Source organism: Shinella sp. BE166, from assembly GCF_051201095.1.
GTDB classification, from domain to species: Bacteria; Pseudomonadota; Alphaproteobacteria; order Rhizobiales; family Rhizobiaceae; genus Shinella; species Shinella lacus.
This window is the reverse complement of sequence record NZ_JBPEHL010000003.1, coordinates 105,817-131,879: the sequence shown is the minus strand read 5'-3', so window position 1 is coordinate 131,879 and position 26,063 is coordinate 105,817. Positions and strand designations below refer to the sequence as shown.

Genomic DNA, 26,063 nt, shown 5'->3' with positions numbered 1-26,063 from the left:
GGGAATGTTCCATGCAACGGAATCTGATGACCTCCCGGCGCTTTGCGCCGCTCTTCTGGACGCAGTTCCTGTCGGCCTTCAACGACAATTTTCTGAAGAACACCCTGGTCTTCCTCATCCTCGCCACCATGGCAGCCGATGCCGCGGGTTCTCTCGTCACGCTGGCGGGCGCCGTCTTCATGGCGCCGTTTCTGCTGTTTTCCGCGCTCGGCGGCGAGCTTGCCGACAAGTTCGACAAGGCCGTCATGGCCGAGCGCCTGAAGCGGGTGGAGCTCGCCGCCGCCGCCGTCGCCGTCATTGGCCTCGCCTTCCACTCCGTCACGGTCTTGATGGTCGCGCTCTTCCTGTTTGGCGTGATCTCGGCGCTGTTCGGCCCGGTCAAGTATGGCATCCTGCCCGACCATCTAGAGCGCAAGGAACTGCCGCGCGCCAATGCCTGGATCGAGGGCGCGACCTTCATCGCCATCCTCGGCGGCACGCTGGTCGCCGGCCTTGCCGCCGCCGATGGCGTCAATCCCTGGCTCTTCGGCCCGATGATGCTGGGTCTGGCGCTCGCCTGCTGGCTGTCGAGCCTCTACATTCCGCGTGTCGGCGCAAAGGCGCCGGAGCTTGTTATCGAGCGCAACGTTCTTCGCTCCACCGGTCGCCTCGTCAATGCGCTGCGCGGCGACCAGCGCCTCTGGCGCTCTGCGCTGATGGCCGCCTGGTTCTGGCTGGTCGGCGCGATCGTGCTTTCGCTGCTGCCGCCCATGGTGAAGGGTAGCCTCGGCGGCGAGGAGACCGCGATCACCGCCTATCTCGCCGTCTTCGCCGTTGCTGTCGGCATCGGCTCGGCCATTGCCGCCTGGATGTCGGCCGGCCGCATCGTGCTGCTGCCGGCCCCTGTCGGCACGCTGATCATGGCGCTGTTCGGCCTCGACCTTGCCTGGAGCGTCGGCCATGCCGGTGGCACCGTTCCGGCCGAAACGCTCTCCGCCTTCTTCGCCGGCCCCTACACCATCCGCATCGCCATCGACCTCGCCGGCATGGCGATTGCCGGTGCCTTCCTCGTCGTGCCCACCTTCGCCGCCCTCCAGGCCTATGCCGAGGAAGAGCAGCGCTCGCGCGTCATCGGCGCGGCGAATGTGTTGTCGGCGGGTTTCATGACGGTCGGCGGTGGCCTCGTCGCGGCCTTGCAGGCGGCAGGCCTCTCCACGCCGGTGCTTCTTGCGGGCCTCGCGCTCGCCAACCTGGTCGCGGCCTTCGTGATGCTGCGCACGCTGCCCACCAATGCCTTCCGCGATTTCGTCTCCATCCTCTTCCGCGCCTTCCTGCGGCTGGAGGTGGACGGCCTCGAAAACCTGAAGAAGGCCGGCAAGGCGCCGATCATCGCGCTCAACCATGTCTCCTTCCTCGATGGCGCGCTGGCGCTGGCGCTGACCGACGAGGAGCCGACCTTCGCCGTCGATTATACGATCGCCAAGGCCTGGTGGGTGAAACCCTTCCTGAAGATGTGCAACTTCCTGCCGCTCGATCCTTCCAAGCCCATGGCGACGCGCACGCTCATCAAGACCGTCAATGCCGGCAATCCGCTCGTCATCTTTCCGGAAGGCCGCATCACCGTTACGGGCGCGCTGATGAAGGTCTATGACGGCGCCGCGATGGTGGCCGACAAGACCGGCGCGATGGTCGTGCCGGTGCGCATCGACGGGCTGGAGAAGAGCTATTTCTCGCGCCTCTCGTCGCTCCACGTCCGCCGTCGCCTGTTCCCGAAGGTCAAGGTCACCATTCTGGAGCCGGTGCGCCTCTCCGTGCCGGACGAGCTGAAGGGCCGCAAGCGCCGCATGGCCGCCGGTGCAGCACTCTACCAGGTCATGTCCATGCTGATGTTCCGCACCACGGATACGGACGCGACCGTGCTGGAGAAGGTGATCGAGACGGCGAAGGAACGCGGCTTCCGCAAGCTCGCGGTGCAGGATCCGGTGACCGGCTCGCTCTCCTACGGCAAGCTTCTGACGGGTGCGGCCGTGCTCGGCGCGAAGTTCAAGACGCTGTATCCGGCAGAGAACACGCTCGGCGTGCTTCTGCCCAATGCGAATGGCGCGGTGGCGACGATCCTCGGCGTGATGTCGGCGGGCAAGGTGCCGGCCATGCTGAACTTCACGGCCGGTGCCGCCAATATTCTGTCTGCCTGCCGGGCCGCCGAGGTGCGCCGTGTGCTGACGTCCCGCGCCTTCGTCACCCAGGCGAAGCTCGGCCCGGTGGTCGAGGCGCTGTCGAAAGAGGTGGAGATCGTCTGGCTCGACGACCTGCGCCAGACCGTTCGGTTCGTGGACAAGCTGCGCGGCCTGCTGCGCAAGGCCCGGCCGCTCGTTCGGCGCAAGGCGGATGACCCGGCGGTGATCCTCTTCACTTCCGGCTCGGAGGGTGCACCGAAGGGCGTGGTGCTGACGCACCGCAACATCCTCTCCAACGCCGCACAGGCCGCCTCGCGCATCGATTTCCACTCGGGCGACAAGGTGTTCAACATCCTGCCGGTGTTCCATTCCTTCGGGCTGACGGCCGGCACCATCTTGCCGCTTATCTCCGGCGTGCCGGTCTATTTCTACCCGTCGCCGCTGCACTACCGGATCATCCCGGAGCTGATCTATTCCTCCAACGCCACGATCATCTTCGGCACGGATACGTTCCTCAACGGCTACGCGCGCACCGCGCATCCCTATGATTTCCGGTCGATCCGCTACTGCTTTGCCGGCGCCGAGCCGGTGCGCGCCACCACCCGCGCGCTCTATATGGAAAAGTTCGGCGTTCGCATTCTCGAAGGCTATGGCGTCACCGAGGCGGCGCCGGTCATCGCGCTCAACACGCCGATGTTCAACAAGGCCGGCAGCGTCGGCAAGATCATGCCGGGCATGGAATATCGGCTGGATGCGGTGCCGGGCGTCACCGAGGGCGGTCGCCTCTTCGTGCGCGGCGCCAATGTCATGGCCGGCTATCTCAGGGCGGAAAACCCCGGCGTGCTCGAACCGACGCCGGACGGCTGGCACGACACCGGCGATATCGTGACGGTCGACGAGGATGGCTTCATCGTCATCCGCGGCCGCGCCAAGCGCTTCGCCAAGATCGGCGGCGAGATGATCTCGCTCGCCGCCGTCGAGGCGCTGGCCGGCGAATTGTGGCCGGGCAACCTCTCGGTCGTCGTCTCGCTGCCCGATGCGCGAAAGGGCGAGCGCCTGGTCATGCTGACCGACGCGCCGAGCGCCACCCGCGCCGCCTTCCTCGCCTTCGCCCGGGAAAAGGCCGCCATGGACATGATGGTGCCTTCGGAGGTGAAGGTCGGCCCGGTGCCTGTGCTCGGCTCCGGCAAGGTGGATTTCGTCAGCGCGCAGAAGCTGCTGGCCGAAGCGGCGAGGGCGGAGCAGGCGGCCTGACGCTGCCTAGTCGAGCACGAGGTCGCGGGCGGGCAGGCGGTATTTGGGAAGGGTCAGCGGCGCCGGGCCGACGCGCAGCACGTTGATCAGGCGATGGCCCTGCGGCAGCGGGAAACGCTGCCGCAGGGCTTCCGAAGCGGAAGGAACGTCGGCCAGCACGGCCATCGGCCAGCCGGCGAAGCCGAAGCGGGTGAGGCCAAGCCAGAAGCGATAGAAGGCCCGGCCGGAGACGACCGGGCTTTCGCCTTCCGGCCGGTGGAACAGCAGGCAGGCCGCTGCCGTCATCGTCTTGCCGGCCTCCGCGACGAGCGTCTTGCCGAGGCCCAGCCGGTCGGCGAGATCGAAGAGCGGCGAGGCGAGCACGCGTCCCGCCACCGCGCCCTCGATCCGCCTCATGCGCAGGGCATCGAGATTGAGGCCGTCGAAAGCGTAGGCGGGGTGGGCCGGCGTAAGGCGCATCCACACCACGAGTTCGTCGCGGAACGCGCGCTCGCGCATGACGGACAGGCTGGCCTGATCGTTGAGTGCTGCGATGAAGGCGAGGGCGTCCGGGCCGCCGGCAAAAGTGATGTCGTCGGCTTCCACCGCCCATCGTTCGAGGTCCGCCAGCGCCTCCGGCGTGGCGGAAGAGAAGCAGCCACGCCAGGTAAAGCGCTTCTCCGTCCAGTCGGCAAGCGGCGAGGGGCTCGCTTCTCCGGCCGGGGTGAGGCGCGCGGCCAGCCGATAGCCGGGGCGCCAGGAGCGGATGTCGGCCTCCCAGAGATCATCCACGACAACGCCGATCCCGCGCGCGGCGAGCGCCATCACCATGCCCTCCAGCGCCGCGCCGCAGGAAAGACCCATGTCGCTGCCCGTTGGATCGCCGACGGCGAGGTGCCGGGAGAGATCGGCGGCGATGAGGATGTTGCCCGCTTCATCCAGCGCGAAACGTGCAGGCTGGGTGTTGTGAACGGAGGGAGCGCGGTTCGCCAGCGCGGCGAGATCGGCGAGCGTGGCGGCGTCGATCCGGCTCATAGCGTCCTTCCGAAGAGGTGCAGGCGGTGCAGGGGGCGGGCGCCGGCCTTTTCGGCCTGGCGCAGGCTTGCGGCATTGACATCCGCGATCCAAGTGCCGCCGGCGGTCTCATAACCGGCATTGCGCATTTCGCCGAGCACATGGGCGAGCATCAGCGGGTTGAGCCCGCGCCCCTGATGCTCCGGCTTCACGCCTTGGAAGATGACGACGGCGCGCCGCCGCCTGAGGCGATGTTTCAGGAGGTGCCAGGGGGCGGAAAAACCGAGCCGCGAGCCCATCGCCTTCAGCATCGGGTTGACATCCGGTATCGCGATCACTGCGCCGGCCGGCACAACGTTCCTTTCCGCGACCGCCGAGATGCGCGGATCCATGATCCACTTCATCTCCTTGGCCTGGAATTCGTATTCCGCGCGGCTGACGGGCACGAACATCGGGTTGTCGGCGAAACTCTCGTTGAGGATCAACCGGGAATCCTCCAGCCGGCGGTCGAGCGTTGCGCGGCGGATCGGCGAGAAACGAAAGCCGTCGGCTAGAAGGGCCTGCATCTCGGCGCTGCCCAACAGCCGGTCCGTCGCGGCGTTGCGGATATCGATCTCGAAGGTGGTCATCGGGAAGGCGGGCGAATAGCCCCGGCCTTCCAGCAGGCGCGGCAGGTGCGGTGGCCCCCAGACCTGGTCCGTATAGGGCGCATTCTCGAAACCGCCGGTGAGGATGCCGACCTGCTGCATGGCGGTCAGGTTGAAATTGCCGAGAAGTTCCGTGAAACCTCTGGCGCGGGCCCAATCCTCCGCCCGCTCCAGGAGGGCGGCGGCGACGCGCTCGTCGTCAGCGCAATCGAAATAGCCGAAATAACCGCGCTTCAGCCCGAACCGGGCATTCGCGGCGCGGTGCACATGGGCCGTGATGCGCCCGCGCACCGCGCCGTCCTCATGGGCGGTGAAGATGGCGAAATCGTCCGCCGTCTCGAAAAGCGGGTTCTTCTCCGCCGAAAGAAAGCGCTTCAGGTCGCTGAACATCGGTGAGACATAGGGCGTCCTGTCGCCGTAGACGGCGAAGGGCGCGGCGAAGAAGGCGTCGAGGTCGCCCTCGCGGATCTCAATCATCGCGCGCATTCCTTTCCGAGATCAGGAAGGCCATGCGCTGGGCGACCTTCAGCTCCGTTTCGGCGCCCGGCGTGGCGGAGACGGAGGGCATGTTGAGCGCGATCAGCCGGAATGGCCGGGCCGACACCAGCATCAGATGGGTCGCCTCGTATTTTTCGAGCAGCCAGGCGAGCTGTTCGGCATCCGATTGCGCAAGCCCGCCCGCTTCCGTGGCGCGCAGCAGCGGCCGGGCGGCAAAGAGCGCCTTGATGCCCGCAAGGTCGAGATCGGCAAGCTCCTTCTCGCCGAGCAGCAGCGCCCCCTCGACCAGCGGATGGTTCTGCAACTCCTTGAGAAAACCGAGCGTATCGTCGATGCGGTCTTCCGCGAGATGCCGGATGAGGCTTTGCCGGCGCTGTTCCGTGCGCAGGCTGATGCTGTCCTTCCAGATCACGCCAAGCAGCGCGGCCGAGGTGACGACGGAAGCCGTGCGCACCAGCGCGGCCGCGTCGAACCCGTTTTCCAGGCCGATGGCGAGCGCACCGAGAAGGGCTGCGGCAAGCAGGACGGCGAAGGAGACGACGGTATCGCGATGGCTGACGGCGCGCTGGCCGAGGCTGATCAGCAGCCAGCAGAGGAACAGGATGGCGACCCCGCCGAGCCGCACCGGCAGGTCGACATAGGCCGAGCGGAAATCCGTCACGAGCAGCGGCAGGATCAGGAGCAGCGACAACGCGATGCGGTCCACCGCCTGGTTTTCCGCCTTGGAAAGGCTCGTCCGGTCGCGCGTCACGGCCATGTGCCCGGCCAGCGCGAACGTGACGAGCTGGTAGAGGAAGAGCAGCGCCAGGCGCCACGGATCGACGGCCGCCGGCAGGAAGGCGAGCACGGTGAAGGCGGCCGCACCGCCGGCCGCGATCCATTTCGTGACTTTTGGCGCATGCCGGCGCAGCAGGCCCTCGGCCAGCAGGACCGTGGCCAGCGGCACGAGCCCGGCCGAAATGATCGTCGCGGCCTCGAAGATGAAGAGGCCTGTCCACCAGGCAAGCACGCGGCTCACCATCAACGCGGCCAGCACGCGCAGGCCGAACAGGAAACGGCGGGTGAGCGGGCTGCCCGCGTCGAAACTACGGATGGCACCAATCAGCACCGCCAGCCCGCCGAAGGCGGCGAGCGAAATGAAGGTATCGGCGATCAGCGCTGCGATCATGGTTTTGCCGGCGCGGCAAGCCGCGTCAGGTAGCGCCGCACCAGCGGGCGCAGCAGCGCCGCGATGAGCGCGTTGCGCGGGCGCTCGACACGGCCGGCATGTGGATTGAAAAACCAGCCTCGGCAGTCGGCACCCTGCGGTTTGCCGAGGACCGTGTGGAGCGCCTCATAGGCCATCAGCATGCCGGTGGAGATGACCATGGGCGCGAAGGACATTCGGCTGCGCGTGCCGGCCACCACTTCGCCGGCAAGCGTCAGGTCGACATGGTGGCGAGAGGAGGAATGCACCATCACATATTCCGCCTCGCGCAAAAACGCTTCCGCCCGCTGGTCGCTCGTCAGCGCGTTCCAGGCGATCCCGATCGTCGGATAGCCGAGCCGTTCCTCCGGCATCGGGTCCTGCGGTCGCGTCACATAGACGGAGGGCAGGGGGGCGGCATAGGCGTCGATCATCGTGCGCCCGTGCTGTCGCGCCGTGCGGTAGAGCAGCAGCCCCGCGCCGAGATCATCCGTGCCGTTGATCACCACATCCGCACCCGCGACAAGCGTTTCCGCATGGTCCGTCCATGCTGCACCATGCACGGTGACGTCCAGATCGGGATTGATCTTCAGGCAGAGATCGCGCGTCGCCTCCGCCTTCGGCTGGCCGATCGTATCGGCAAAACAGAAGACCTGGCGGTTGAGGTTCGACAGCTCGAAACGGTCGATATCGGCCAGCACCAGGCGGCCGATGCCGGTGCGCACCAGCGCCTGGATGGCCGCGCCGCCCATGCCGCCGGTGCCGCAGACGAAGACCGTCGCCTGCGACAGCCGCTGCTGCTCCGCCTCACTGACGAAGCCGATATTGCGGGTCGTGAAGGTGTCGTAGGAAAAGGTGCTGCTCATCGTTTGGAAGGCCTCAGGATGCCCCATTGCCGCCGGCTGTCCGCCCAATGCAGCACCGGCAGCACCAGCCGCTGCACGAGGATGACGAAGCTTGCCACCGCCAGCCGCCCCAGCGCATTGCGCGGCACGCTTTCGAGCAGGTAGCGCTGCGCGGCGTTGAGATCGAGCTGGCCGATCTGCAGCAGGTCATCGCCGCGGGCATAGTCGAGTTCGGCGGCGCAGAAATCGTTGTATTCTGGTTTGCGATGTTTGGGTGCTGCGTCGAACGTCTTCTTCAGGTTGTCCGAGCCGCCGGTATAGGCATTGGTGATGACGAAGCGGTCGGCGTCGAAACCGGCCTCCGGGCCGACGCCGAAGACATGCCGGTGCGCGGCCATGATTTCCGTCGCGATCAACTGCTGGCGCAGCGAACGCCGGGCGCCGCGCGTCGGCGCCGGAAAGACGTCGCTGAACGTCTCCGCAACCATGCCGGCGACCGCCGGCACCTGCGTGACGTTGGAAATCCACAGCGGGCGAAGCTGGTTGCGCAGGAAGAGCAGAAAGCAGGTTAGCCCGTAGAGCACCCAGGAAAGCCCCTGGCTGCGCACGGCCGGGTCGATCATCACCAGCCCGAGGTGAAGGACCTCGACAGGCTTGCCGGAAAGCGAAAGTGCGATGACGGGCAGCGCATTGAAGGCGACCGGCTGCCCATCGGAGACCCGGTAGACCAGCGTGACGATCGTGCGCGACAGCACGTCCTCGCGCTCGGAAAATACCCCGTAATCGAGGCTCCCATCCGCAACCGCGCGCCGCGCCACCGACCGCAGATCGTCGCGCAGGCCTGCAATGTCCGGCGCGCTCATCCACAGGCCTGGAAACTCGACGATCCGCGCACGAAATTCGGGCGATGTCTTGAACGCGAGGTCGAGGCGCTTCTTCAGGACGACCGAAAGCAGATTGTACAATGGACTGTGCCCGATGATCCAGAACGGCGGAATGCACGCTTGCGGCTTCAAGCATCGTATATTTGCAGCCGGGAGGAAACATTTGGTTTAAGCCCGGAAGGGAGAATTTATCGATGCAGGGCCGTCGCGCCGTTTGACGGCACCCGAGCGAGAAAAGCCTGGATCGCGCCCGGCCTATTCCTCCGGCATCAGGCCATCGAACACTTCCAGCAGGGCATTGACGATCTCCTGGCCCAGCGCATTGGCCCTGTCGGCGATTTGCTCGTCACCCTGGTTGCGGACGGCAAGCGCGAGATTGCCGCCTTCTTCCGCGACGATGGCCTTGGCGCGTTCGATTGCCCATTGTGCGAAGTCACTGCGGTTTTGGATCGTCACCGTTTCCATTGTCGTCGGCCTGTTCACTGTTCCTTTGGGAATTCGCGGCTATCTCTAGCATGCGCGTTGAGTCTTGCGTACGCGCCTCACAGATTTGTGTTCCGTTACGGCCACTTGGCCGCACCCTTAGCGATTGCCAAACGAGGGGGTGCGTGCGACTGCATGGCCATGACCCCCGCACGCTTTATCGAATGTCTTATCGTGATCCGATGGACGCCCATCAACCTGGCATCAGCGCTCCAATGCGACCTATCATGGGTGGAGGCGATGGAAGTCGGAAACGAAGAAATCCCGGACGGCCTGGCCGTCTGGCTGGAGAATCTCGCGCGGGTGCATACCGACCAGCCGCCGCCAAAGAGTTTTCGTGGCAAGCGGTCGAGACTTTAGGCGCTGCGTTCCAGTTCCGCATCGAGGCGGTTGTAGGTCGCTTGGATCATGTCGATGTCGTTGATGTGGCTGGCAACGGCCACTTCGACCAGCACATTCGCGATGGCCGCATCGACCCGCAAGGGTGTCACAGGGTGCGCGCTTGCGAGCGCAAGCCCGGTCTCCTCGTCGCCACCAAGCGCATAATACAAATCCAGCGCCGATTTTAGGAAGAGTGCGCTGCGCTGCGGTGAGGATTGCGCGGCGAGATCGCCTTCATATTGCGCCGCCAGCGCCACTGCCTTGTTTTGTATTTCGCTCATATCGAGATTCTCAAGACCACTCTGCCGATCGCATCGATTCTGCCGCTGCCGTGCGGCCTATTAATGCCGGCGAAACTAGTCCGAACCTGATCAGCCGCCTTTCCAATCCGAGCGCACCAACTCGTACCAAACTTCGCCGTGCTCACTGCCCGCAATCGGCTCGGGCCAGTCGACGGAGACGGTGCGTGCGTAAATCAAGCCGACCTTTTCCATCACGCGGCGTGAGGCGTGGTTCACCGCCATCGTGGTTGCGGCGATCCTGTCATATCCGCCGTTCCTGAATCCCCAATCGACGAGAGCGGAAGCCCCTTCCGCGGCCAGCCCCTGGCCCCAATCCAGGCGGCGCAGGCGATATCCGAGTTCGGCCACAGTCTCACTCTCCGGCCACAAACAGAACCACCCGACGAATGCGCCGTTGATCGTGTGCCGCGCCGTCCAGACGTAGGGCTCTGTTCCTCTGGGCATGAGGAACGTCGCGTTCGGATCGACCTGCTCATGGTCGACGGGGTGTCCGCCGTTCAGAAAGCGCATGACCTCCGGATCAAGTTCAAGATCGATGAAGTCGGCGCGGTCGCCGGGACAGCAGGGACTGAGCGTCAGGCGCGTCGTCTGCAAAACAGCCATTTTCGAAGATCCATCCATCGGGCAGGCTCAGTTCAGTCGCCCGGGGCTCTCGTTTTGAATGTCACTTTCACGACGTAGTTGCCGTTCCGCTTCCACTTGCGTTTCGTGCTGACCAGCATCTCCGGCCCCAAGGCCTCATCCGCCTCGGCAAACGCCCGCCGGACCTCCGCGATGGCATTGTGATAGTCGGTGTTGTCCCGCTTCGGCGCTTCGATCGCCGACTTCATGAGGGCCGTCACGCCCTCCTTTTCCTCGTCCAATGCTGTAACTCCGTATCGCCGCGGTCGCTCGGCTGCGCTCGGCGCCGGCTGCAAATGTCTATCCAAACTACCATGCCATCCGGGCAACTCATCGACAATTTTCTGCATTTTCCAGAGTGGGTACAAGGCGTTGGTTCTCGTGGATGGCGCAATGCGGCTCGCCGGCCTGCGCGGATTTCGATATAGCCTTGACAATAACAGATCGGTTATATAACAAGTATGTTATTATTTTTGAGGACATGCCGTGACCGATCTCGATTCCGCATTTTCCGCTCTAGCCGACCCGACGCGTCGGGCGATTCTTGCCCGGCTCGCTTCCGGTGAAGCCACGGTGATGGAACTGGCGCAGCCCTTCGAGATGAGCCAGCCCGCCATCTCCCGGCATCTCAAAGTGCTGGAGGGGGCCGGTCTCATCGTGCGTCGTGCGGAGGGAACCCGACGTCATTGCAGCCTGGCGCCCACGGCGCTTCATGAGCTGGAACAGTGGCTGGCGATGCTGCGCCGGGTTCTGGAAGCCAATTACGGCCGGCTCGACCGGCTTCTCGCGACCATGTCGCTCGAAAACGATCCCTCCAAAACCGAGAACAAGGAGTAATCATGTCCAGGCTCATGCTCACCACCGACGGCGAGACCGACGTCATCGTCACGCGCCGCTTTGCCGCCCCGCCGGAAGCCGTCTTCAAGGCGCACACCGAGCCGAAACTCTTGCAGCAATGGCTGCTCGGCCCGGACGGCTGGACCATGCCGGTATGCATCAACGATGCGCGACCCGGCGGAAAGATCCGCTACGAGTGGAGCGATGGCAACGGCAACGGTTTCCATCTGACCGGTGAATTCATCGAGGTGGTGCCCTTCAGCCGCATCGTGCATGTGGAGCGCATGCATCTGCCCGATCCGACCCCGGATAATCGTGTCGAAACCACATTCCAGGCGGATAATGGCGGCACGTTGATGACGATGCGCATGCACCTGCCCGATAGCGAAACGCGCAAGGCAATGCTCGAAACCGGCATGGAGCACGGCATGGAAGACAGCTACCAGCGGCTGGAAAACCTGTTCTGAGGCCATCCATCCCTATACGGCGGCCGCGATTGTCGGGCGCGAGGACGCAGGCGCTATCCTCGCGTTGACCCTTTACACCGCCTCGAAGCTGCGCACGAAGCGGTCCATCACGTCGTCCACGTCGCTCATCGACAGGCAGAGCGGCGGGCACATGCGGATGACGTTCCGGTAGGGGCCGGATCGGCTTGCCACCAGCCCATTGCGGCGGGTCGCTTCGAAGACGGCGAGCGCCTCGTCCGGGGCTGGTTCCTTCGTCTGCCGGTCCTTGACGAGCTCGATCGCCAGCATCAGCCCTTCTCCGCGCACGTCGCCGACCAGCTCGAAACGATCCTTGAGTTCGGTGAGCCGCGCTTTGAGCGCACCGCCGACCTTTCGGGCATTTTCCTGGAGCTTTTCCTCGCGGATGACCTTGAGCACGGCGCGGCCGGCGGCACAGGCGACCGGATTGGCGCCATAGGTGTGGAACAGGAACTTGTCCGCCATCGATTCCGCGACGTCGCGCTTGGCGATGACAGCGCCGAGCGGGATGCCGTTTCCGACGCCCTTGGCGACGACGACGATGTCGGGAACGACATCGTGGGATTCGAAGGACCAGAAGGCGTCGCCGGTCCGCGCGACGCCGGACTGCACCTCGTCGATGATGAGGAGGCCGCCGGCGGCGCGCACCTTCTCGGCCGCGCCCTTGATGTAGCCCTTCGGCATGGGCACGATGCCGCCATAACCCTGCACCGGCTCGATGATCATGCCGGCAAGCCGCCCGCTCGTCGAATAGTCGATCGCGCGCTTGATTTCCGCCAGATAGGGCTCGACGCCCTCGCCATAGATGCCGCGATACTGGTTAGGCTCGGCCACGAAAGTGACGCCGCCGAGCTGCGGCACGTTGTGGCGGAAACCGGCGATGCCGGTCAGCGCCTGCGCCCCGAAGGTCGCGCCGTGATAGCTGGAGCGCAGCGCCAGCATGTCGATATTGCCGGTATGGGCACGCGCCATCAGCAAGGCGAGGTCGATGGCTTCGGCGCCGGAATTGGTGAAGTGCACAACCCAGTCGTGGCCTTTCGGCATGGTCGCCGCCAGTTCCTCGGCATAATGCGCCGGCACCGGATGGTAGAACATCGTCGTGCAATGGGTGAGTTCCGCCACCTGGGCCGTCGCGGCGCGCACGACTTCCGGATGCGCATGGCCGACGGAAATGCAGAGGTTCATGCCGAGCAGGTCGATGTATTTGTTGTCGTTTTCGTCCCAGACATATTGCCCGCGGCCGCGCTTGATGATCAGCGGATCCTTGAACGGCACGAACTTGCGCTGCGAGGCGGCATAATACCGTTCGCGGCGCGCGACGATACCGTCGGTCGACCAATCGATGTCCATCGCGGGCGGAAGTTGGGCCTGGTTCATGACGCGCTCCTCGTGAGATGCGGGCATGAAATCACCGAACGATCGGCCTTGTCACGGCGAAACCACTGCATCAGAGAAACTGATGAAGCCGATTAGCATCAGATGTCGATGGTGCAATAGTCGGGTGCCAGTTGGGGCAGCCGGCGCGTGATCGTTTCCGACAGCACTTCTGCCGAACGCCGCGCGAAGGCTTCCGGAATCTCGCCAAGCTCCCGCTCGCGCGCAACCAGCTTCAGGCTGCGGGAAAAGCCGGCAAAGGGCAGCGGATGCACGCCGATCTCCATGCCCTCCGCCAGGCCGTCGATCAGCAGCGTCGGCGTGAGGATGGTAAAACCCATGCCGTTGGCGACGGGCGCCATGACCACGCTCGACCGGTCGCCATCCATGCCGCGCGGGATTTCGATCCGGAGACGGCTTAGATGCTGGTCGATGCGCATGCCGACCGGGGTCTCGCGACTGAAGCGCACGAAGGGCAGCTTCTTCGAGAGCTTGTGAATGTCCCCCACATCGCCGGCAAAACCCTTCGGCGTCACCAGCACGAATTTTTCCGTCATGATCGGAAAACGGATCAGGCCTTCGACCTCGAACATCTCGCTCGACGTCACCGCGAGATCTGCCTTGCGGGCGCGCAGCAGGTTGATGTGATCGGTCGCAAGGCCTGCATAGAGGCTGAGTTCCGGCACGTTGAAGCCGTCGCGTGCCAGCACCGACAGCGCCGGGGCCAACGTCGTGGCGATCGAGGCGAGCATGGCGATGCGCAGGAGCGGCAGGGGCGCCGAATTGAGCCGGCGGACATCCGACCGCAACTCCTCGACCTCGCTGAGGATCGCGATCGAGCGGCGGTGGAGTGCGACGCCGGCCCGGGTCAGCTCGATCGGCCGAATGTTGCGGTCGATGAGGCTCACGCCGAGCGCCGTCTCAAGGTTTTTCAGGTGCTGGGACGCGGCCGACTGCGTGATGCCAAGCATCTGCGCGGCCTGCGTCACATGTCGCGTTTCGACAACCGCTGCAAACACTTCGATAGCACGGAAGAGGTTGAAATCGAAGCTGCCCTTGAGCATGGAGGCCATCATCTGTTTGACACCATCAGTTTTTCTAATGAAGCGAAAATCGAGTTGAACGCAAGTCTCCTTCCCTGAATTCTCATGCCTGACGGAAGAGCGGGGTGAAATGCAGGTGGCGGAAAGTGCTGAGATTGTCATCATAGGCGGCGGGGTCATCGGCCTCGGCATCGCCTATCATCTCGCCGAACGCGGCGTTAGCGACGTGGTGCTGATCGAGCGCAACCAGCTGACGAGCGGCACCTCCTGGCATGCGGCCGGCATCGTCGGGCCGCTGCGTGCCAGCCTCAACCTCACGCATCTTGCCCGCTACGCGATGGAACTCTTTCCGGCACTGGAAGAGAAGACCGGCCAGAGTTCCGGCTACCAGCGCACCGGCGGCCTCTGGCTCGCCCGCAACGCAGACCGGATGGTCGAGCTGCGCCGCATCGCCCATATGGGCGAGGTGACCGGCATGCATGTGGAGATGATCGGTCCGTCGACCATTGCCGAACGGGTGCCGAGCCTGTCGGTCGATGGTCTGGTCGGCGCGCTCTGGGTGGCCGAGGACGGGCAGGCCAATCCGGTCGATATCTGCGCGGCCTATGCCAAACGCGCCCGCTCGGCCGGCATCCGGATCCGCGAGAATGTCGGCTGTGCCGGCTTCGACATCGAGAACGGCCACGTCGCCGGCGTCCGGCTGACCACGGGCGAGACCATCCGCTGCGGCAAGGTCATCAACGCTGCCGGCGCCTGGGCAAGGGATGTTGGCGCGCTTGCCGGCGTGCCGGTGCCGTTGCAGGCGGTGGAGCATATGTATGTCGTCACCGAAGCGATCCCAGGGCTCGAACAGCCGTTTCCCATCGTGCGCGATCTCGACGAGGGCATTTATATCAAGGGCGATTCCGGTAAGCTGGTGCTCGGCGGTTTCGAGCCGGATGCGAAGCTGTTCCAGACGAAAAGCGTGCAGGGCGGGCAGCCGTTCCTGGAGCTGCCGGAGGACTGGGAGCAATTCGAGCCTTTCATGACGGCCGGGCTGAACCTCGTGCCGAAACTGGCGGATGCCGGCATCCGCCACTTCATGAATGGCCCCGAAAGCTTCACGCCGGACACGCGGCCGCTGATGGGTGAATCGCCCTATCTGCGCGGCTTCTACGTCGCCGCCGGCTTCAATTCGACCGGCATGATGTCATCGGCCGGTGCCGGCCGAGCCATGGCGGAATGGGTGCTCGATGGCGAGCCGGGGCTCGATCTCTGGGCGCTCGATATCGCCCGGTTCGACCGTTCGGCGGGGTCGAAATACTTTGCGGGCAAGCGGATGGAGGAGTCGGTTGCCGATCTCTTCCGCATGCACTGGCCTTACAAGCAGGCCAAGGCGGGACGGGATGTCAGGCGTTCGGCCTTTCACCGGCAGTTTGCCGAGATGGGCGCCGTCTTCGGCGCCCCGACCGGCTGGGAACGGCCACTGTGGTTTGCTGCCGACGAGACGGAACGGGACTTCCGCTACGCGATGGGCGAGCAGCATTGGTGGGCGGCTGCGGCGCGCGAAGCCAAGGCCATGGCGGAAGGGGTCGGCCTCTTCGAGCTCTCGCCCTTCACCAAGATCGATGTGCAGGGCCGCGATGCGCTGGCGCTGCTGGACTATCTCTGCGCCAACCGCATCGACGTGCCGGAAGGCAAGGCCGTCTATACCCAGATGCTCAACGCCCGCGGCGGCATCGAGGCGGATGTCACGGTGACGCGCTTCGGCGAGCGCCATTTCCGCGTCACCAGCGGCGCGGCCACCCGCCAGAAGGATGTCGCCTGGATTGCCCGACATGCCGAGGATCGCGGACTGGAGGCCGTCGTCTCCGACGTGACCTCCTCGGAAGCCGTTCTGGCGGTGATGGGGCCGCAGGCGCGTGCGCTGCTGCAAAGCCTGACGGACGACGATCTCTCCGATGCGGCGTTTCCCTTTTCCACATCGCGCCGCATCGACATCGGCATGGTCAACCTGCGGGCGACGCGCGTCAGCTTCGTCGGCGAACTGGGCTTCGAACTCTATGTCGCGACCGAGTTTGCCGAGCAGCTTCTCTCCACGGTGACGGAGGCGGGCAAGGCCTATGGACTGGTCGCCTGCGGCCACTATGCGCTGGACGGCTGCCGGCTGGAAAAGGGCTATCGCCACTGGGGCCACGATATCGGGCCGAAGGAAACGCCGCTGGAGGCGGGCCTCGGCTTCGCGGTCGACTGGAAGAAATCCGGCTTCCTGGGCGAGGAGGCGCTGCGCAGGCAGAAGGCCGAAGGGGTCACCAAGCGGCTGATGCATTTCGCCATCGAAGGTGCCAATCCGCTGCTGCTGCATGATGAACCGATCTACCGGGACGGCCGGTTTGCAGGGCTGACGACATCCGGCGGCCAGGGTTTTCGCACAGGGCTGGCGCTCTGCCTCGGCTATATCGCCTGCGCGGCGGGTGAGCCGCGCGAGGCACTTCTGACATCAACCTATGAAATCGCCATCGCGGGCCAGCGCCACCATCTGCGGCCGCTTGCGGAGGTTCCCTATGACGCTGCCGGGACCCGGCTGAGGAGTTGAACATGAGAACACAGGCACGGGTCGTGGTCATCGGTGGCGGTGCCATGGGCGTTTCGCTGCTCTACCATCTGGCAAAACGCGGCTGGAGCGACGTCATGCTGGTCGAGAAGACCGAGCTGACCGCTGGCTCCACTTGGCATGCCGCCGGTCTCTGCACGCATTTCGCCCATAACGCGACAATCATGGAAATGCGAGCGCATTCGATCCGGATGTATCGCGAGGGACTGACGGCCGAGACAGGCCTGCCGACCGGCTTTCACGCCAGCGGTGCGCTGCGCGTCACCCGCTCGGAAGAGCGGATGAACGAGTTCCGCCATGTCCAGGGCATCGGCGACTTCGTCGGCCACGAATTCCGGATCCTGACGCCGCAGCAGCTCAAGGAGATCTATCCGCTGGTCGAGCTCGACGGCATCATCGGCGCCATCTACGAGCCCAATGATGGCCATGTCGATCCGACGCTCGCCACCAATGCGATGGCGACGGCGGCGCGCAATCTGGGCGCCGAGATCGTCCGCCATAATCCCGTCCTGTCGCTCGGTAAGAACGCCGCGGGCGAATGGCTGGTGGAGACCACCAAGGGCACGATCGTCGCCGAGCATGTCGTCAACGCCGCCGGCACCTGGTGCCGCGAGATCGGCCAGATGATGGGCCTCGACCTTCCGGTCGTGCCGATGCTGCACCAATATGTCGTGACCGCGGAGGTGCCGGAGATCGTGGCGCGCATCCGAGCCGGCGAGCCGGAGTTGCCGATCATCCGCGATCCCGAGGAAAGCTGGTATCTGCGCCAGGAGCGCGACGGCTACATCGTCGGCCCCTATGAAAAGACCGCCCATCCCTGGGCCGTCGACGGCATTCCGCCGGCCTTCGGCATGGAGCTGATGCCGCCGGATCTCGACAGCATCGAGCACATCATCGCCATGGCGATGGAGCGCGTTCCGGCGCTCGCCAATGCCGGCATCAAGACGGTCGTCAACGGCCCGATCACCTTCACGCCGGATGCCAACCCGATGGTCGGTCCGGCCTTCGGGGTGCCGAACGGCTGGCTGCTCACGGGCTCCAGCATGGGCGTCATGGAAGGTGGCGGTGCCGGCGCGTTTCTCGCCGACTGGATCGTCGACGGCGCGCCGCCGCGCGATGCGCTGGCGATCGACGGCCGCCGCTTCGGCAATTTCGCCGACCGTGACTATCGCATCGACAAGGCCGTCGAATGCTTCGGCCTGCAATTCGGCATCCACTTTCCCTATGAGGAGCGCGAGGCCGGCCGGCCACGCCGCGCAACGCCGGCCTATGACCAGCAGCAGGCTGAGGGCGCCGTCTTCGGCGCCGCCTATGGCTGGGAACGGCCCAACTGGTTTGCCAAGGACGATGCGACGCCGGACCTCACCTTCCGCCGCCCCGGCTGGTTCGAGACGGTCGGTGCCGAATGCCGCAACGTGCGCGACAATGTCGGCAGCGTCGATCTCTCCGCCTTCTCGAAATTCGAGGTCAGCGGGCCGGGTGCCGCGGAGTTCATGGCCTCGCTCGGCTCCAACCGTCCGCCGGCGCGCGACGGGCGGATCGGCCTGATCCATGCGCTGACTTCGCGCGGCGGCGTCGCCTCTGAATTCACCGTCACGCGGCTTGCGGAGGATCGCTACTACCTCACCAGCGCGGCCTTTGCCGAACGGCACGATGAGGATTTGCTGCGGTCGCGTGCGGGTGCCGGCGTCACCATCGAGAACCTCACGGAAAAGCGCGGCATCTTCGGCGTGATGGGGCCGAAGTCGCGCGACCTGTTGCAGATGCTGACGGATGCAGACCTTTGGAACGTCGCCTTTCCCTGGCTGACCGCCCAACAGATAACGGTTGCCGGCGTGCCGGTGCTGGCGCTCCGCGTCTCCTATGTCGGCGAACTGGGCTGGGAGCTGCATGCCGATCTCGATCGCATCGGCGATCTCTACCGGGCCGTGTCGGAGTCCGGCAAGGGCTTCGGCCTCGCACCCTTCGGCATCTATGCCGTCAACGCCATGCGGCTCGAAAAGGGCTATCGCGGCTGGGGCGCCGACCTCACGACAGAACGCACACCGCTCGAAGCCGGGCTGGAGGCGCTTGTGCGAACGGAGGGCCGCAGCTTCATCGGCCGCGAGGCGATGCTGGAGCGGGCCGCATCCGAAAATGCCTGGCGAATGGCGCTGTTTTCCGTCGAGGACGATGGCATCTCTCTGCCCTTTTACAATCACACCGTCTGGCAGGGCGATCAGGCCGTCGGTGTGGTGACGTCCGGCGCCTACGGCTTCCGCACCGGCAAGCCGCTGGTGCTCGCTTATCTCACGCCGAAGGCGACGGCGGCGCCGATGCGCATCCGCGTCATCGACCGCGATCTCGCCATCACGGAACTGAAGGCGGCACCCTACGACCCCGACAATCTCAAGCCGCGCGGTATCGAAGCCGCGGTGCAACAAATCAAGAAAGTGGGCTGAGCCATGGACACGACAAAAGAGAGCGTTTCGGACACGGTGCCGGAGCGCGGTCGTTCCCGCACCGGCGGCCGATCGGGCCGGGTGGAGCAGCGCGCCAATGCGGCGGCACCGCGAAAACCCTTCATCAACCGCAAGCTTGCGCCCTTCCAGATCCTCAACGAGGAAGGTCTCAACCTGATCGAGGGCAATGCCGACCGGCTGCTGAAAGAGATCGGCATGGAGTTCCATGACGATCCGGAAATCCTCGACATCTTCCGCGATGCCGGCGCGGATGTGCAGGGAACAAGGGTGCGTTTCGAGCCCGGCATGTGCCGCAAAATCATCCAGGCGACGGCGCCGCGTGAATTCCAGCAGCACGCCCGCAACCCCGCCAATACGGTCACGATCGGCGGAAACAACACGGTGCTCTGCCCCGCCTGGGGGCCGCCCTTCGTGCACGATCTCGACCGCGGCCGCCGTTACGCGACCTATGCCGACTTCCAGGATCTCATCAAGATCCACCAGATGATCCCGCATCTGCACCATTCCGGTGGCGTCGTCTGCGAACCCGTCGACCTGCCGGCCAACAAGCGGCATCTCGACATGCTCTATGCCCATATCCGCCATTCCGACCGCTGCTTCATGGGCGCCTTCATCGGCGGCATGCGGGCGCAGGATGCGGTTGACATGGCGAAGATCGTCTTCGGCGAAGACTTCGTTGCCAACAATGCCGTGCTCTACAATGTGAGCAACACCAATGCGCCGCTGGTGCTCGATGCCAACATGTCGGGCTCGCTCAAGGTCTATGCGCGCAACAACCAGCCGGTGGCGTGCACGCCCTGGACGCTTGCGGGCGCCATGAGCCCGGTCACGGTGGCGGGCACCGTCGCGCAGGTGCTGGCCGAAGCGCTCGCCACGCTCTGCCTCGTCCAGCTGATCAATCCCGGCGCGCCGTGCCTGATGGGCAGCTTTGCCTCAACGATCTCCATGCAATCCGGCGCGCCGACCTTTGGCACGCCGGAGGCCGCCAAGATGGTGCTCGCCTGCGGCCAGCTCGCCCGCCGGCTCGGCGTGCCGTTCCACACCGTCGGCACGCTGTCAGCCTCGAAGGTGCCGGATGCGCAGGCCGAGCAGGAGGCGACCTGGGGGTTGATGATGTCGATGCTGGCAGGCGCCAACATCGTCAACCATGCGACCGGCTGGCTGGAGGGCGGGCTGGTGACGGGCTACGAAAAGACCGTCATCGACGCCGATCTCTGCGGCAAGATTTCTGCCTTCTTCGAGGGCATTGATCTCTCGGAGAATGCCCAGGCGCTGGACGCCATTGCCGCGGTCGGCCCCGGCTCGCACTTCCTCGGCAGCGCGCATACCCAGTCGAATTTCATGAGCGCCTTCTACCTCTCCACCATCGCCGACAACAATTCCTTCGAGCAATGGAGTTCCGAAGGCGGGCTGGATGCCGCGCAGCGTGCAAACCGCAAATGGAAGCAGCTGTTGGAAAGCTACCAAGATCCCGGCCTGGATCCTGCGATCGATGAGGCCCTGCAAGCCTTCATCGCCAGGCGCAAGGAAAGCATGCCGGACCAGAACTACTACTGAGATGCGGCGGCTAATGCCGCCGATCAGTTTGGCTAATGATTCCAATTCCGTTGGAAGCGGACCAGCGATCTCAATACTTTATTAAAGAGCTCTACAAAAAGGGGAACCACATGGGCCAACGCATTCTTACCTCTGCATTGTTCTCGCTGCTGGCCGCCGGCGCCGTTCCGGCCCTCGCGGCCGACGTGACGATGCCGGACCCGAACTATGCCACGGCGACCGCCGTGATGAACGTCATCAAGGCCGCCGCCGAGCAGGAACTGGGCCTCGAAGTCTCGACCGTCACGACCACGGCCGTGCCCGTCATCTGGGAAGCCATGGATCGCAACAAGGGCGAGGTCGATATCTGGCCGGATGTCTGGCTGCCGAACCAGCAGGGGCTGGTCGACAAATATGTCGAGGGCAACAAGACGGTGAAGCTGGCGAAGAACGGCTACGAGGCGGTGCAGGGATATTGCGTCACCAAGACGACCGTCACCGACCACAACATCAAGAGCGTCTACGACCTCGCCAACCCGGAAAATGCCAAACTGTTCGACAGCAATGGTGACGGCAAGGGCGAAATCTGGCTCGGCGCCTCCGGCTGGCAATCGACCAATATCGAGAAGGTCAAGGCGCGCGACTACGGCTTTGCCGAGTTCTTCGACCAGCAGGTGACCGAAGAGGCCGTCGCCACCGCATCGCTCGATCGCGCGGCCAAGGCCAACAAGCCGTGGGTCGGCTACTGCTACGGCCCGCACCAGAATTTCGCGCTCTACGACCTCGCCATGCTGGAAGAGCCGAAGAACGACCCGGCGAAATATGTCGTGGTGCAGCCGAACGACGATCCGGAATGGTTCGAGAAATCGAAGGTGTCGTCCGGCTATGCGACGACGACCGTCCATATCGGCTATGCCGCCTCGCTTGCTGAACGCCAGCCGGCGCTCGTGGAAGCCCTGGAGCGCATGAGCTTCAAGCCCGAGGACGTCAGCAAGATGGCCTACGAGATCATCGTCAACAAGAAGCCGGCGCCGGATGTCGCCAAGGACTGGATCAAGGCGAACACCGAGACGGTTTCGAAGTGGTTCGGCCATTGACCGGGCGGCCCGATGACCGATCGGCAGAGGGCTGATGCAGACGGGCGCATGACGCAGGGCGGCGAACCGCTGATCGTCATGCGCAACGTCTGGAAGATCTTTGGCGAGCGCCAAGCCGAGGCGCTTGCCGCCCTGCGCGCCGGTGCGGCGGGCAAGCAGGAAATCGCCGAGCGCTTCAACTGCGTCGTCGGTGTCGCCGACGTCGACCTTTCGGTCGACCGCGGCGAAATCTTCTGCGTCATGGGGCTTTCCGGCAGTGGCAAGTCGACCCTGGTGCGGCATATCAACCGGCTTCTGGAACCCACCGCCGGCGAAATCCTTGTGGGCGGCGAGAACGTCATGGCGAAATCGCCGGCGGACCTGCGTTCTCTCCGCTCCCACAAGATCGGCATGGTGTTCCAGAATTTCGGCCTGCTGCCGCACCGCACGGTGCGCGACAATGTCGCTTTGCCGCTCGAAATCCAGCGTGCCTCGCGCCAGAAGCGTTTCGACATTGCCGAGGAAGCGCTCGAAAAGGTCAATCTCGCCGGCTGGGGCGATCGTTATTGCCATGAACTCTCCGGCGGCATGCAGCAGCGCGTGGGTCTTGCCCGCGCGCTTGCGGCCGATCCGGATATCCTTCTGATGGACGAGCCGTTCAGCGCGCTCGACCCGCTGATCCGCCGGCAGTTGCAGGACGAGTTCTTGTCGCTCTCCACCGCGATGGGCAAAACCGTCGTCTTCATCACGCATGACCTCGAAGAGGCCGTGCGCATCGGCGACCGCATCGCCGTGATGAAGGACGGGATGATCCTCCAGGTGGGTACACCGGAGGAAGTCGTCACCCGGCCGCAGCACGACTATGTCGAGAAATTCGTTGCCGAGATTTCCCGCCTCAACATCCTGACGGCGCGCAGCATCATGGTGCCGGTCGGCGAACGTCACCCGGCCGACCTTGCCGCTCTACCCTCGGTCCGTCCCGATCAGGTGCTGGGCGATCTCGTCGAGATCGCCGCCGGTCATTCCGGGGACATCGCCGTGCGCGAGGCGGACATGATCGTCGGCCTCATCGACCGGACGGCGATCCTCAACGGGCTGAAGCGGAGAGAGGCATCATGAGCGAGATTTCCTCCGAGGATGGGCTGGTCAGGGAATTCACGCGGCAGGGCGCGGACTATTACGCCCGCGTCTTCGCCCGCATCCGCAGCCATGCCGGCTTCACCTGGTCCTTCAACTGGGCCGCCGCCTTGCTCGGACCGATCTGGGCAACCGCTCGCAATATCCCCGTCCTCTTCTGGCTCGCCCTCTTCCTGGAAACGCTCGCCGTCGCCCAGCTTGCCACCGGCTTTGCCGGCAATCTCGGCGGCGAGCAGCGCGTGCGCGCCGAGCGCCTGTTCAAGCAGGCCGACGAGCGGCGCGTCGAAGCGGAAAAGGCCAAGACGGCGGGCGAGAGCAGCGCGGACAGCATGCTGCGCTCCGCCGACGGGCTCAAGACCGCCGCGGAAAATGCCGCCCGGCAGGCCGAGGCCGCGGAGGCGCGCGGGCCGATGCTGATCGGCGCGGGCCTGATGACCTTGCTCATCGGAAAACTCCTCGTCGGTGTGCTGGCCAATCCACTGCTGGAGCGCCGGTTCAACCGCTGGCGCTCCAACCGGACGCTGCGGCACGGCTTCCACCGCGCGGGCGCGCTGCTTGCGGCGGTGTTCTGTCTCCTCGCCTATGGGCTCGTCGCCTGGCGGGTTGCCGCACAGGCGCCGCCGGCCTGGTTGACGACCGCGCCGGTCAATCGCGAATGGCAGGGGCTCGTCGCTGCGATGCTCGATCGCGCCCTGGACGGGCTGTCGAAATCCGGCGAGGCCGTGTTCTCCGCCATTACCGGCCTCATCAATATCGTGCTCGACGCCGCGGCCAGTGCGCTGACGACAATGCCGTGGCCGGTGACCATGGCGATGATCGTCATTCTCGCTTGGCAATTGGCGGGCAACCGCGTCGCAATTTTCACCACGGCGGCGCTTGCCTATCTCGCCGTGCTCGGCTTTTGGGAGAAGAGCCTCGAAACGGTGGCCCTGCTCGGCACCTCGGCGGTGCTCTGTCTGATGATCGGCATTCCGCTCGGTATCTGGTGCGGGCGGCGCCCGGCCGTCTATACGGCGATCCGCCCGATCCTCGATTTCATGCAGACTATGCCGGCGTTCGTCTACCTCATCCCGGTTATCGCCCTCTTCGGCATCGGTAAGCCGCCCGGCGTCATCGCAACGCTGGTCTTCGGAACGCCGCCAGTCGTGCGCCTCACTGCGCTCGGCGTGCAGGGCGTGCCGGCGAGCATCCGCGAAGCTGCCGAAGCCTATGGCGCTACGCGGTGGTTTCTGCTGACCCGCGTGGACCTGCCGCTCGCCGCCCCGTCGATCATGGCCGGCGTGAACCAGACCATCCTGATGTGCCTGTCGATGGTGGTCATCGCCTCGCTGATCGGCGCCAAGGGGCTGGGCGAGGATGTGCTGAACGCGCTGCAATATGCAGCGGTCGGCCAGGGCCTGCTGGCCGGGCTTGCCATTCTGCTCTGCGCGATGATCATCGACCGGATCGTGCAGGGCAAGGCGCGCTCCTGAGCGGGGCGGCGCGTTCAATTCTCTCGGATTCACCGATAACGGGATGTGTTCGGCACGGCGTCCATGCTACGAGGCCGTTCAAAACAACGTTATGAGATACCCCGATGCTTCCCTGGATTGAGCTGGACCGCGCAACGATTCCCGGTGATGGCGGCGATTTGCGCCTGAAGCGGCGCGGCAGCGAATTCTCCATCATGCTCGGCTCGAACGAGCTGATGAACAGCCGGCTGAGCGGTTCTGAAGAGGCGCTGGCGACGCTTGGCTGCGAGCGCATTGCTGGCCGGAAAAACCCCGGCCTTCTGATCGGCGGCCTCGGCATGGGGTTCACGTTGCGCGCCGCCCTCGGCGTATTGGCCGAGGATGCCCGCGTCGTCGTTGCGGAGCTGGTGCCGGCGGTCGTCGATTGGGCGCGCGGACCCATGGCGGATATCCACCAGGGCACGCTCGACGATCCACGGGTCCATGTCCATGTCGGCGATGTCGGCGCGCTGATCCGTTCGAAGACGGACGCCTACGACGCCATCCTGCTGGATGTCGACAACGGTCCCGATGGCTTGACGCGGGCCTCCAACGACAGCCTTTATGACCACAATGGTCTTCGTGCCGCAAAGCTCGCCCTTCGCGCGGGAGGCGTTCTTGCCGTCTGGTCATCCGCGCCGGATAGCGCTTTTACGCGCCGATTGCGCGACGTCGGCTTCGCCACCGACGAGGTGAATGTGCGGGCCAATGGCAAGCGCGGTGGCGCCCGCCATGTCCTGTGGGTGGCGACGAAGCCGTCTCAGCCGAAGTAGCGCACGCGCACGGCGTCGATCGCAACCGCGATGAAGATCATGATGCCGCCGATCATGCCGACATAGAAGGACGGCACGGAGATGATCGCGAGGCCCACCTGGATGACGGTCAGCAGCAGCACGCCGCCCAGAACGCCGATGACGCTGCCGCGCCCGCCAAAAACCGAGACGCCGCCGATGATCGGTGCTGCGATGGCATAGAGCAGGTAGCTTGACCCTTGGTTTGAGGTGATCGCCATCTGCCACGAGGCGAGCAGGTAGCCGGCGACGCCCGCGAGGAAACCGGCAATCGTGTAGGACAGGATTTTCACCCGGTCGACGCGGATGCCGGCGGAATTCGACGCCACGTGATTGCCGCCGACCGCGAAGATTGAGCGACCGAGCACAGTGTGGCGCAGCAGCACATACATGCCGAGGATCGCCAGCACGAAGACGATCGGCATCAGCGGCCAGCCGCCGAGCGTCGTCTGGCCGATCCAGACGTAACCGGGGCTGAGGCTGGTGATGGTGCGCCCCTGCGTCAGCGCCAGCAGCGCGCCTTGCAGGATGATCATCATCGACAGCGTCTGGATCAGCGACACCATCTTGAGCTTGGTGATGCAGATCGCGTTGAAGAAGCCGATCAGCGTTGCCGCGCCGATGCCGATGAGGGCGGCGAGTGCGAAGGGCAGGCCGAGATCGGTGTTGGCCATGGCGCCGAGCGCCGAGGAGAAGCCGACATTGGCGGGGATCGACAGGTCGATTTCCGCCACCAGCAAAGGCAGCGACATGGCGAGCGCGATCATGCCGAGCACGGTCGCCTGCACCATGATGTTCTGCAGGTTGAACAGGGTGAAGAAATACTGGTTGAACAGGCCGAAGATCACGACGAGCGCGATCAGCCAGATCCACACGACATTGTGCAGGACCCATCCCGTCATTGAGCTTCGGCGGGTGCTGGTTGCAGGCGGCTTCGTCGTCGTGGCTGTCATGGTGGTATCGCTCATCTGAATGTCTCCTCTCGCGCG

General features: G+C 64.9%; 23 protein-coding genes. 11 read left to right on the top strand and 12 right to left on the bottom strand.

The features are described from left to right. Nucleotides 1–11: 11 nt before the first annotated feature. Nucleotides 12–3,410, top strand: coding sequence for an acyl-[ACP]--phospholipid O-acyltransferase (locus J2Y63_RS08035; RefSeq protein ID WP_435265627.1), 3,399 nt, complete (start codon nucleotides 12–14; stop codon nucleotides 3,408–3,410). A 6-nt stretch (nucleotides 3,411–3,416) separates the two neighbouring features. On the opposite strand, the gene J2Y63_RS08030 is transcribed toward J2Y63_RS08035, so the two are convergent. The 6 genes from J2Y63_RS08030 to J2Y63_RS08005 all read right to left on the bottom strand — a co-directional run bounded on the left by J2Y63_RS08030 (nucleotide 3,417) and on the right by J2Y63_RS08005 (nucleotide 8,928). Then, nucleotides 3,417–4,424, bottom strand: a complete 1,008-nt coding sequence (locus J2Y63_RS08030) for a hypothetical protein (protein WP_435265626.1) — start codon at nucleotides 4,422–4,424, stop codon at nucleotides 3,417–3,419. Continuing rightward, complete coding sequence (locus tag J2Y63_RS08025) at nucleotides 4,421–5,527, bottom strand: GNAT family N-acetyltransferase (RefSeq protein WP_435265625.1); 1,107 nt, start codon at nucleotides 5,525–5,527, stop codon at nucleotides 4,421–4,423. The genes J2Y63_RS08030 and J2Y63_RS08025 overlap by 4 nt, the downstream gene beginning before the upstream one ends. Then, nucleotides 5,520–6,716: a hypothetical protein gene (locus J2Y63_RS08020; protein ID WP_435265624.1), complete on the bottom strand. Its 1,197-nt coding sequence runs from the start codon at nucleotides 6,714–6,716 to the stop codon at nucleotides 5,520–5,522. Before J2Y63_RS08020 ends, J2Y63_RS08025 begins: the two co-directional genes overlap by 8 nt. Further along, the gene (locus J2Y63_RS08015; protein WP_435265623.1) at nucleotides 6,713–7,600 is read right to left on the bottom strand and encodes a HesA/MoeB/ThiF family protein; all 888 of its coding nucleotides are present in this window, start codon (nucleotides 7,598–7,600) and stop codon (nucleotides 6,713–6,715) included. The genes J2Y63_RS08020 and J2Y63_RS08015 overlap by 4 nt, the downstream gene beginning before the upstream one ends. Then, nucleotides 7,597–8,544, bottom strand: a complete 948-nt coding sequence (locus tag J2Y63_RS08010) for a hypothetical protein (protein ID WP_256116589.1) — start codon at nucleotides 8,542–8,544, stop codon at nucleotides 7,597–7,599. Before J2Y63_RS08010 ends, J2Y63_RS08015 begins: the two co-directional genes overlap by 4 nt. A gap of 174 nt (nucleotides 8,545–8,718) precedes the next feature. Then, entirely contained in the window at nucleotides 8,719–8,928 is a 210-nt protein-coding gene (locus J2Y63_RS08005) for a hypothetical protein (RefSeq protein WP_256116590.1), read from the bottom strand. Nucleotides 8,929–9,087: 159 nt separating this feature from the next. Here J2Y63_RS08005 and J2Y63_RS08000 point away from each other — a divergent pair, with 159 nt between their 5' ends. Next, nucleotides 9,088–9,306 carry a hypothetical protein gene (locus J2Y63_RS08000; protein WP_256116989.1) on the top strand — a complete coding sequence of 73 codons (219 nt, stop codon included), beginning with the start codon at nucleotides 9,088–9,090 and terminating at the stop codon, nucleotides 9,304–9,306. On the opposite strand, the gene J2Y63_RS07995 is transcribed toward J2Y63_RS08000, so the two are convergent. The 3 genes from J2Y63_RS07995 to J2Y63_RS07985 all read right to left on the bottom strand — a co-directional run bounded on the left by J2Y63_RS07995 (nucleotide 9,303) and on the right by J2Y63_RS07985 (nucleotide 10,492). Then, nucleotides 9,303–9,608, bottom strand: coding sequence for a hypothetical protein (locus J2Y63_RS07995; RefSeq protein ID WP_256116592.1), 306 nt, complete (start codon nucleotides 9,606–9,608; stop codon nucleotides 9,303–9,305). The two genes, J2Y63_RS08000 and J2Y63_RS07995, sit on opposite strands and share 4 nt — an antisense overlap. A 90-nt stretch (nucleotides 9,609–9,698) precedes the next feature. Then, nucleotides 9,699–10,232 (bottom strand): GNAT family N-acetyltransferase, encoded by a 534-nt coding sequence (locus tag J2Y63_RS07990; RefSeq protein WP_435265622.1) that lies wholly within the window; start codon nucleotides 10,230–10,232, stop codon nucleotides 9,699–9,701. Between the two features lie 32 nt (nucleotides 10,233–10,264). Further along, a complete protein-coding gene (locus J2Y63_RS07985) occupies nucleotides 10,265–10,492 on the bottom strand; it encodes a hypothetical protein (RefSeq protein ID WP_435265621.1) in 228 nt (75 codons plus the stop codon). Nucleotides 10,493–10,736: 244 nt separating this feature from the next. Between J2Y63_RS07985 and J2Y63_RS07980 the strand changes: the two genes are divergently transcribed. Beyond that, on the top strand, nucleotides 10,737–11,087 hold the full coding sequence (locus tag J2Y63_RS07980; RefSeq protein WP_435265620.1) for an ArsR/SmtB family transcription factor: 351 nt from the start codon (nucleotides 10,737–10,739) through the stop codon (nucleotides 11,085–11,087). Between the two features lie 2 nt (nucleotides 11,088–11,089). Continuing rightward, nucleotides 11,090–11,554, top strand: a complete 465-nt coding sequence (locus J2Y63_RS07975; protein WP_435265619.1) for an SRPBCC domain-containing protein — start codon at nucleotides 11,090–11,092, stop codon at nucleotides 11,552–11,554. A 72-nt stretch (nucleotides 11,555–11,626) separates the two neighbouring features. Here J2Y63_RS07975 and J2Y63_RS07970 read toward each other — a convergent pair whose 3' ends face one another. Together J2Y63_RS07970 and J2Y63_RS07965 are read right to left on the bottom strand one after the other, a co-directional pair. Further along, entirely contained in the window at nucleotides 11,627–12,949 is a 1,323-nt protein-coding gene (locus J2Y63_RS07970) for an aspartate aminotransferase family protein (RefSeq protein ID WP_435265618.1), read from the bottom strand. A 98-nt stretch (nucleotides 12,950–13,047) separates the two neighbouring features. Next, on the bottom strand, nucleotides 13,048–14,022 hold the full coding sequence (locus J2Y63_RS07965) for a LysR family transcriptional regulator (RefSeq protein ID WP_435265617.1): 975 nt from the start codon (nucleotides 14,020–14,022) through the stop codon (nucleotides 13,048–13,050). Between the two features lie 103 nt (nucleotides 14,023–14,125). Between J2Y63_RS07965 and J2Y63_RS07960 the strand changes: the two genes are divergently transcribed. The 7 genes from J2Y63_RS07960 (at nucleotide 14,126) to J2Y63_RS07930 (ending at nucleotide 25,056) form a co-directional block, all read left to right on the top strand. Then, nucleotides 14,126–16,564, top strand: coding sequence for a GcvT family protein (locus J2Y63_RS07960; protein WP_435265616.1), 2,439 nt, complete (start codon nucleotides 14,126–14,128; stop codon nucleotides 16,562–16,564). Nucleotides 16,565–16,566: 2 nt separating this feature from the next. Then, nucleotides 16,567–19,023 carry a GcvT family protein gene (locus tag J2Y63_RS07955; protein ID WP_435265615.1) on the top strand — a complete coding sequence of 819 codons (2,457 nt, stop codon included), beginning with the start codon at nucleotides 16,567–16,569 and terminating at the stop codon, nucleotides 19,021–19,023. 3 nt (nucleotides 19,024–19,026) lie between these two features. Next, on the top strand, nucleotides 19,027–20,601 hold the full coding sequence (locus tag J2Y63_RS07950) for a trimethylamine methyltransferase family protein (RefSeq protein WP_435265614.1): 1,575 nt from the start codon (nucleotides 19,027–19,029) through the stop codon (nucleotides 20,599–20,601). Between the two features lie 110 nt (nucleotides 20,602–20,711). Then, a complete protein-coding gene (locus J2Y63_RS07945) occupies nucleotides 20,712–21,677 on the top strand; it encodes an ABC transporter substrate-binding protein (protein ID WP_435265613.1) in 966 nt (321 codons plus the stop codon). A gap of 12 nt (nucleotides 21,678–21,689) precedes the next feature. Next, entirely contained in the window at nucleotides 21,690–22,775 is a 1,086-nt protein-coding gene (locus J2Y63_RS07940; RefSeq protein WP_435265612.1) for a quaternary amine ABC transporter ATP-binding protein, read from the top strand. After that, entirely contained in the window at nucleotides 22,772–24,265 is a 1,494-nt protein-coding gene (locus J2Y63_RS07935; protein ID WP_435265611.1) for an ABC transporter permease, read from the top strand. The genes J2Y63_RS07940 and J2Y63_RS07935 overlap by 4 nt, the downstream gene beginning before the upstream one ends. Nucleotides 24,266–24,369: 104 nt before the next feature. After that, nucleotides 24,370–25,056, top strand: coding sequence for a spermidine synthase (locus J2Y63_RS07930; protein ID WP_435265610.1), 687 nt, complete (start codon nucleotides 24,370–24,372; stop codon nucleotides 25,054–25,056). Here J2Y63_RS07930 and J2Y63_RS07925 read toward each other — a convergent pair. Then, entirely contained in the window at nucleotides 25,044–26,042 is a 999-nt protein-coding gene (locus tag J2Y63_RS07925) for an ABC transporter permease (protein WP_435265609.1), read from the bottom strand. The genes J2Y63_RS07930 and J2Y63_RS07925 overlap by 13 nt on opposite strands. Nucleotides 26,043–26,063 lie beyond the last annotated feature (21 nt).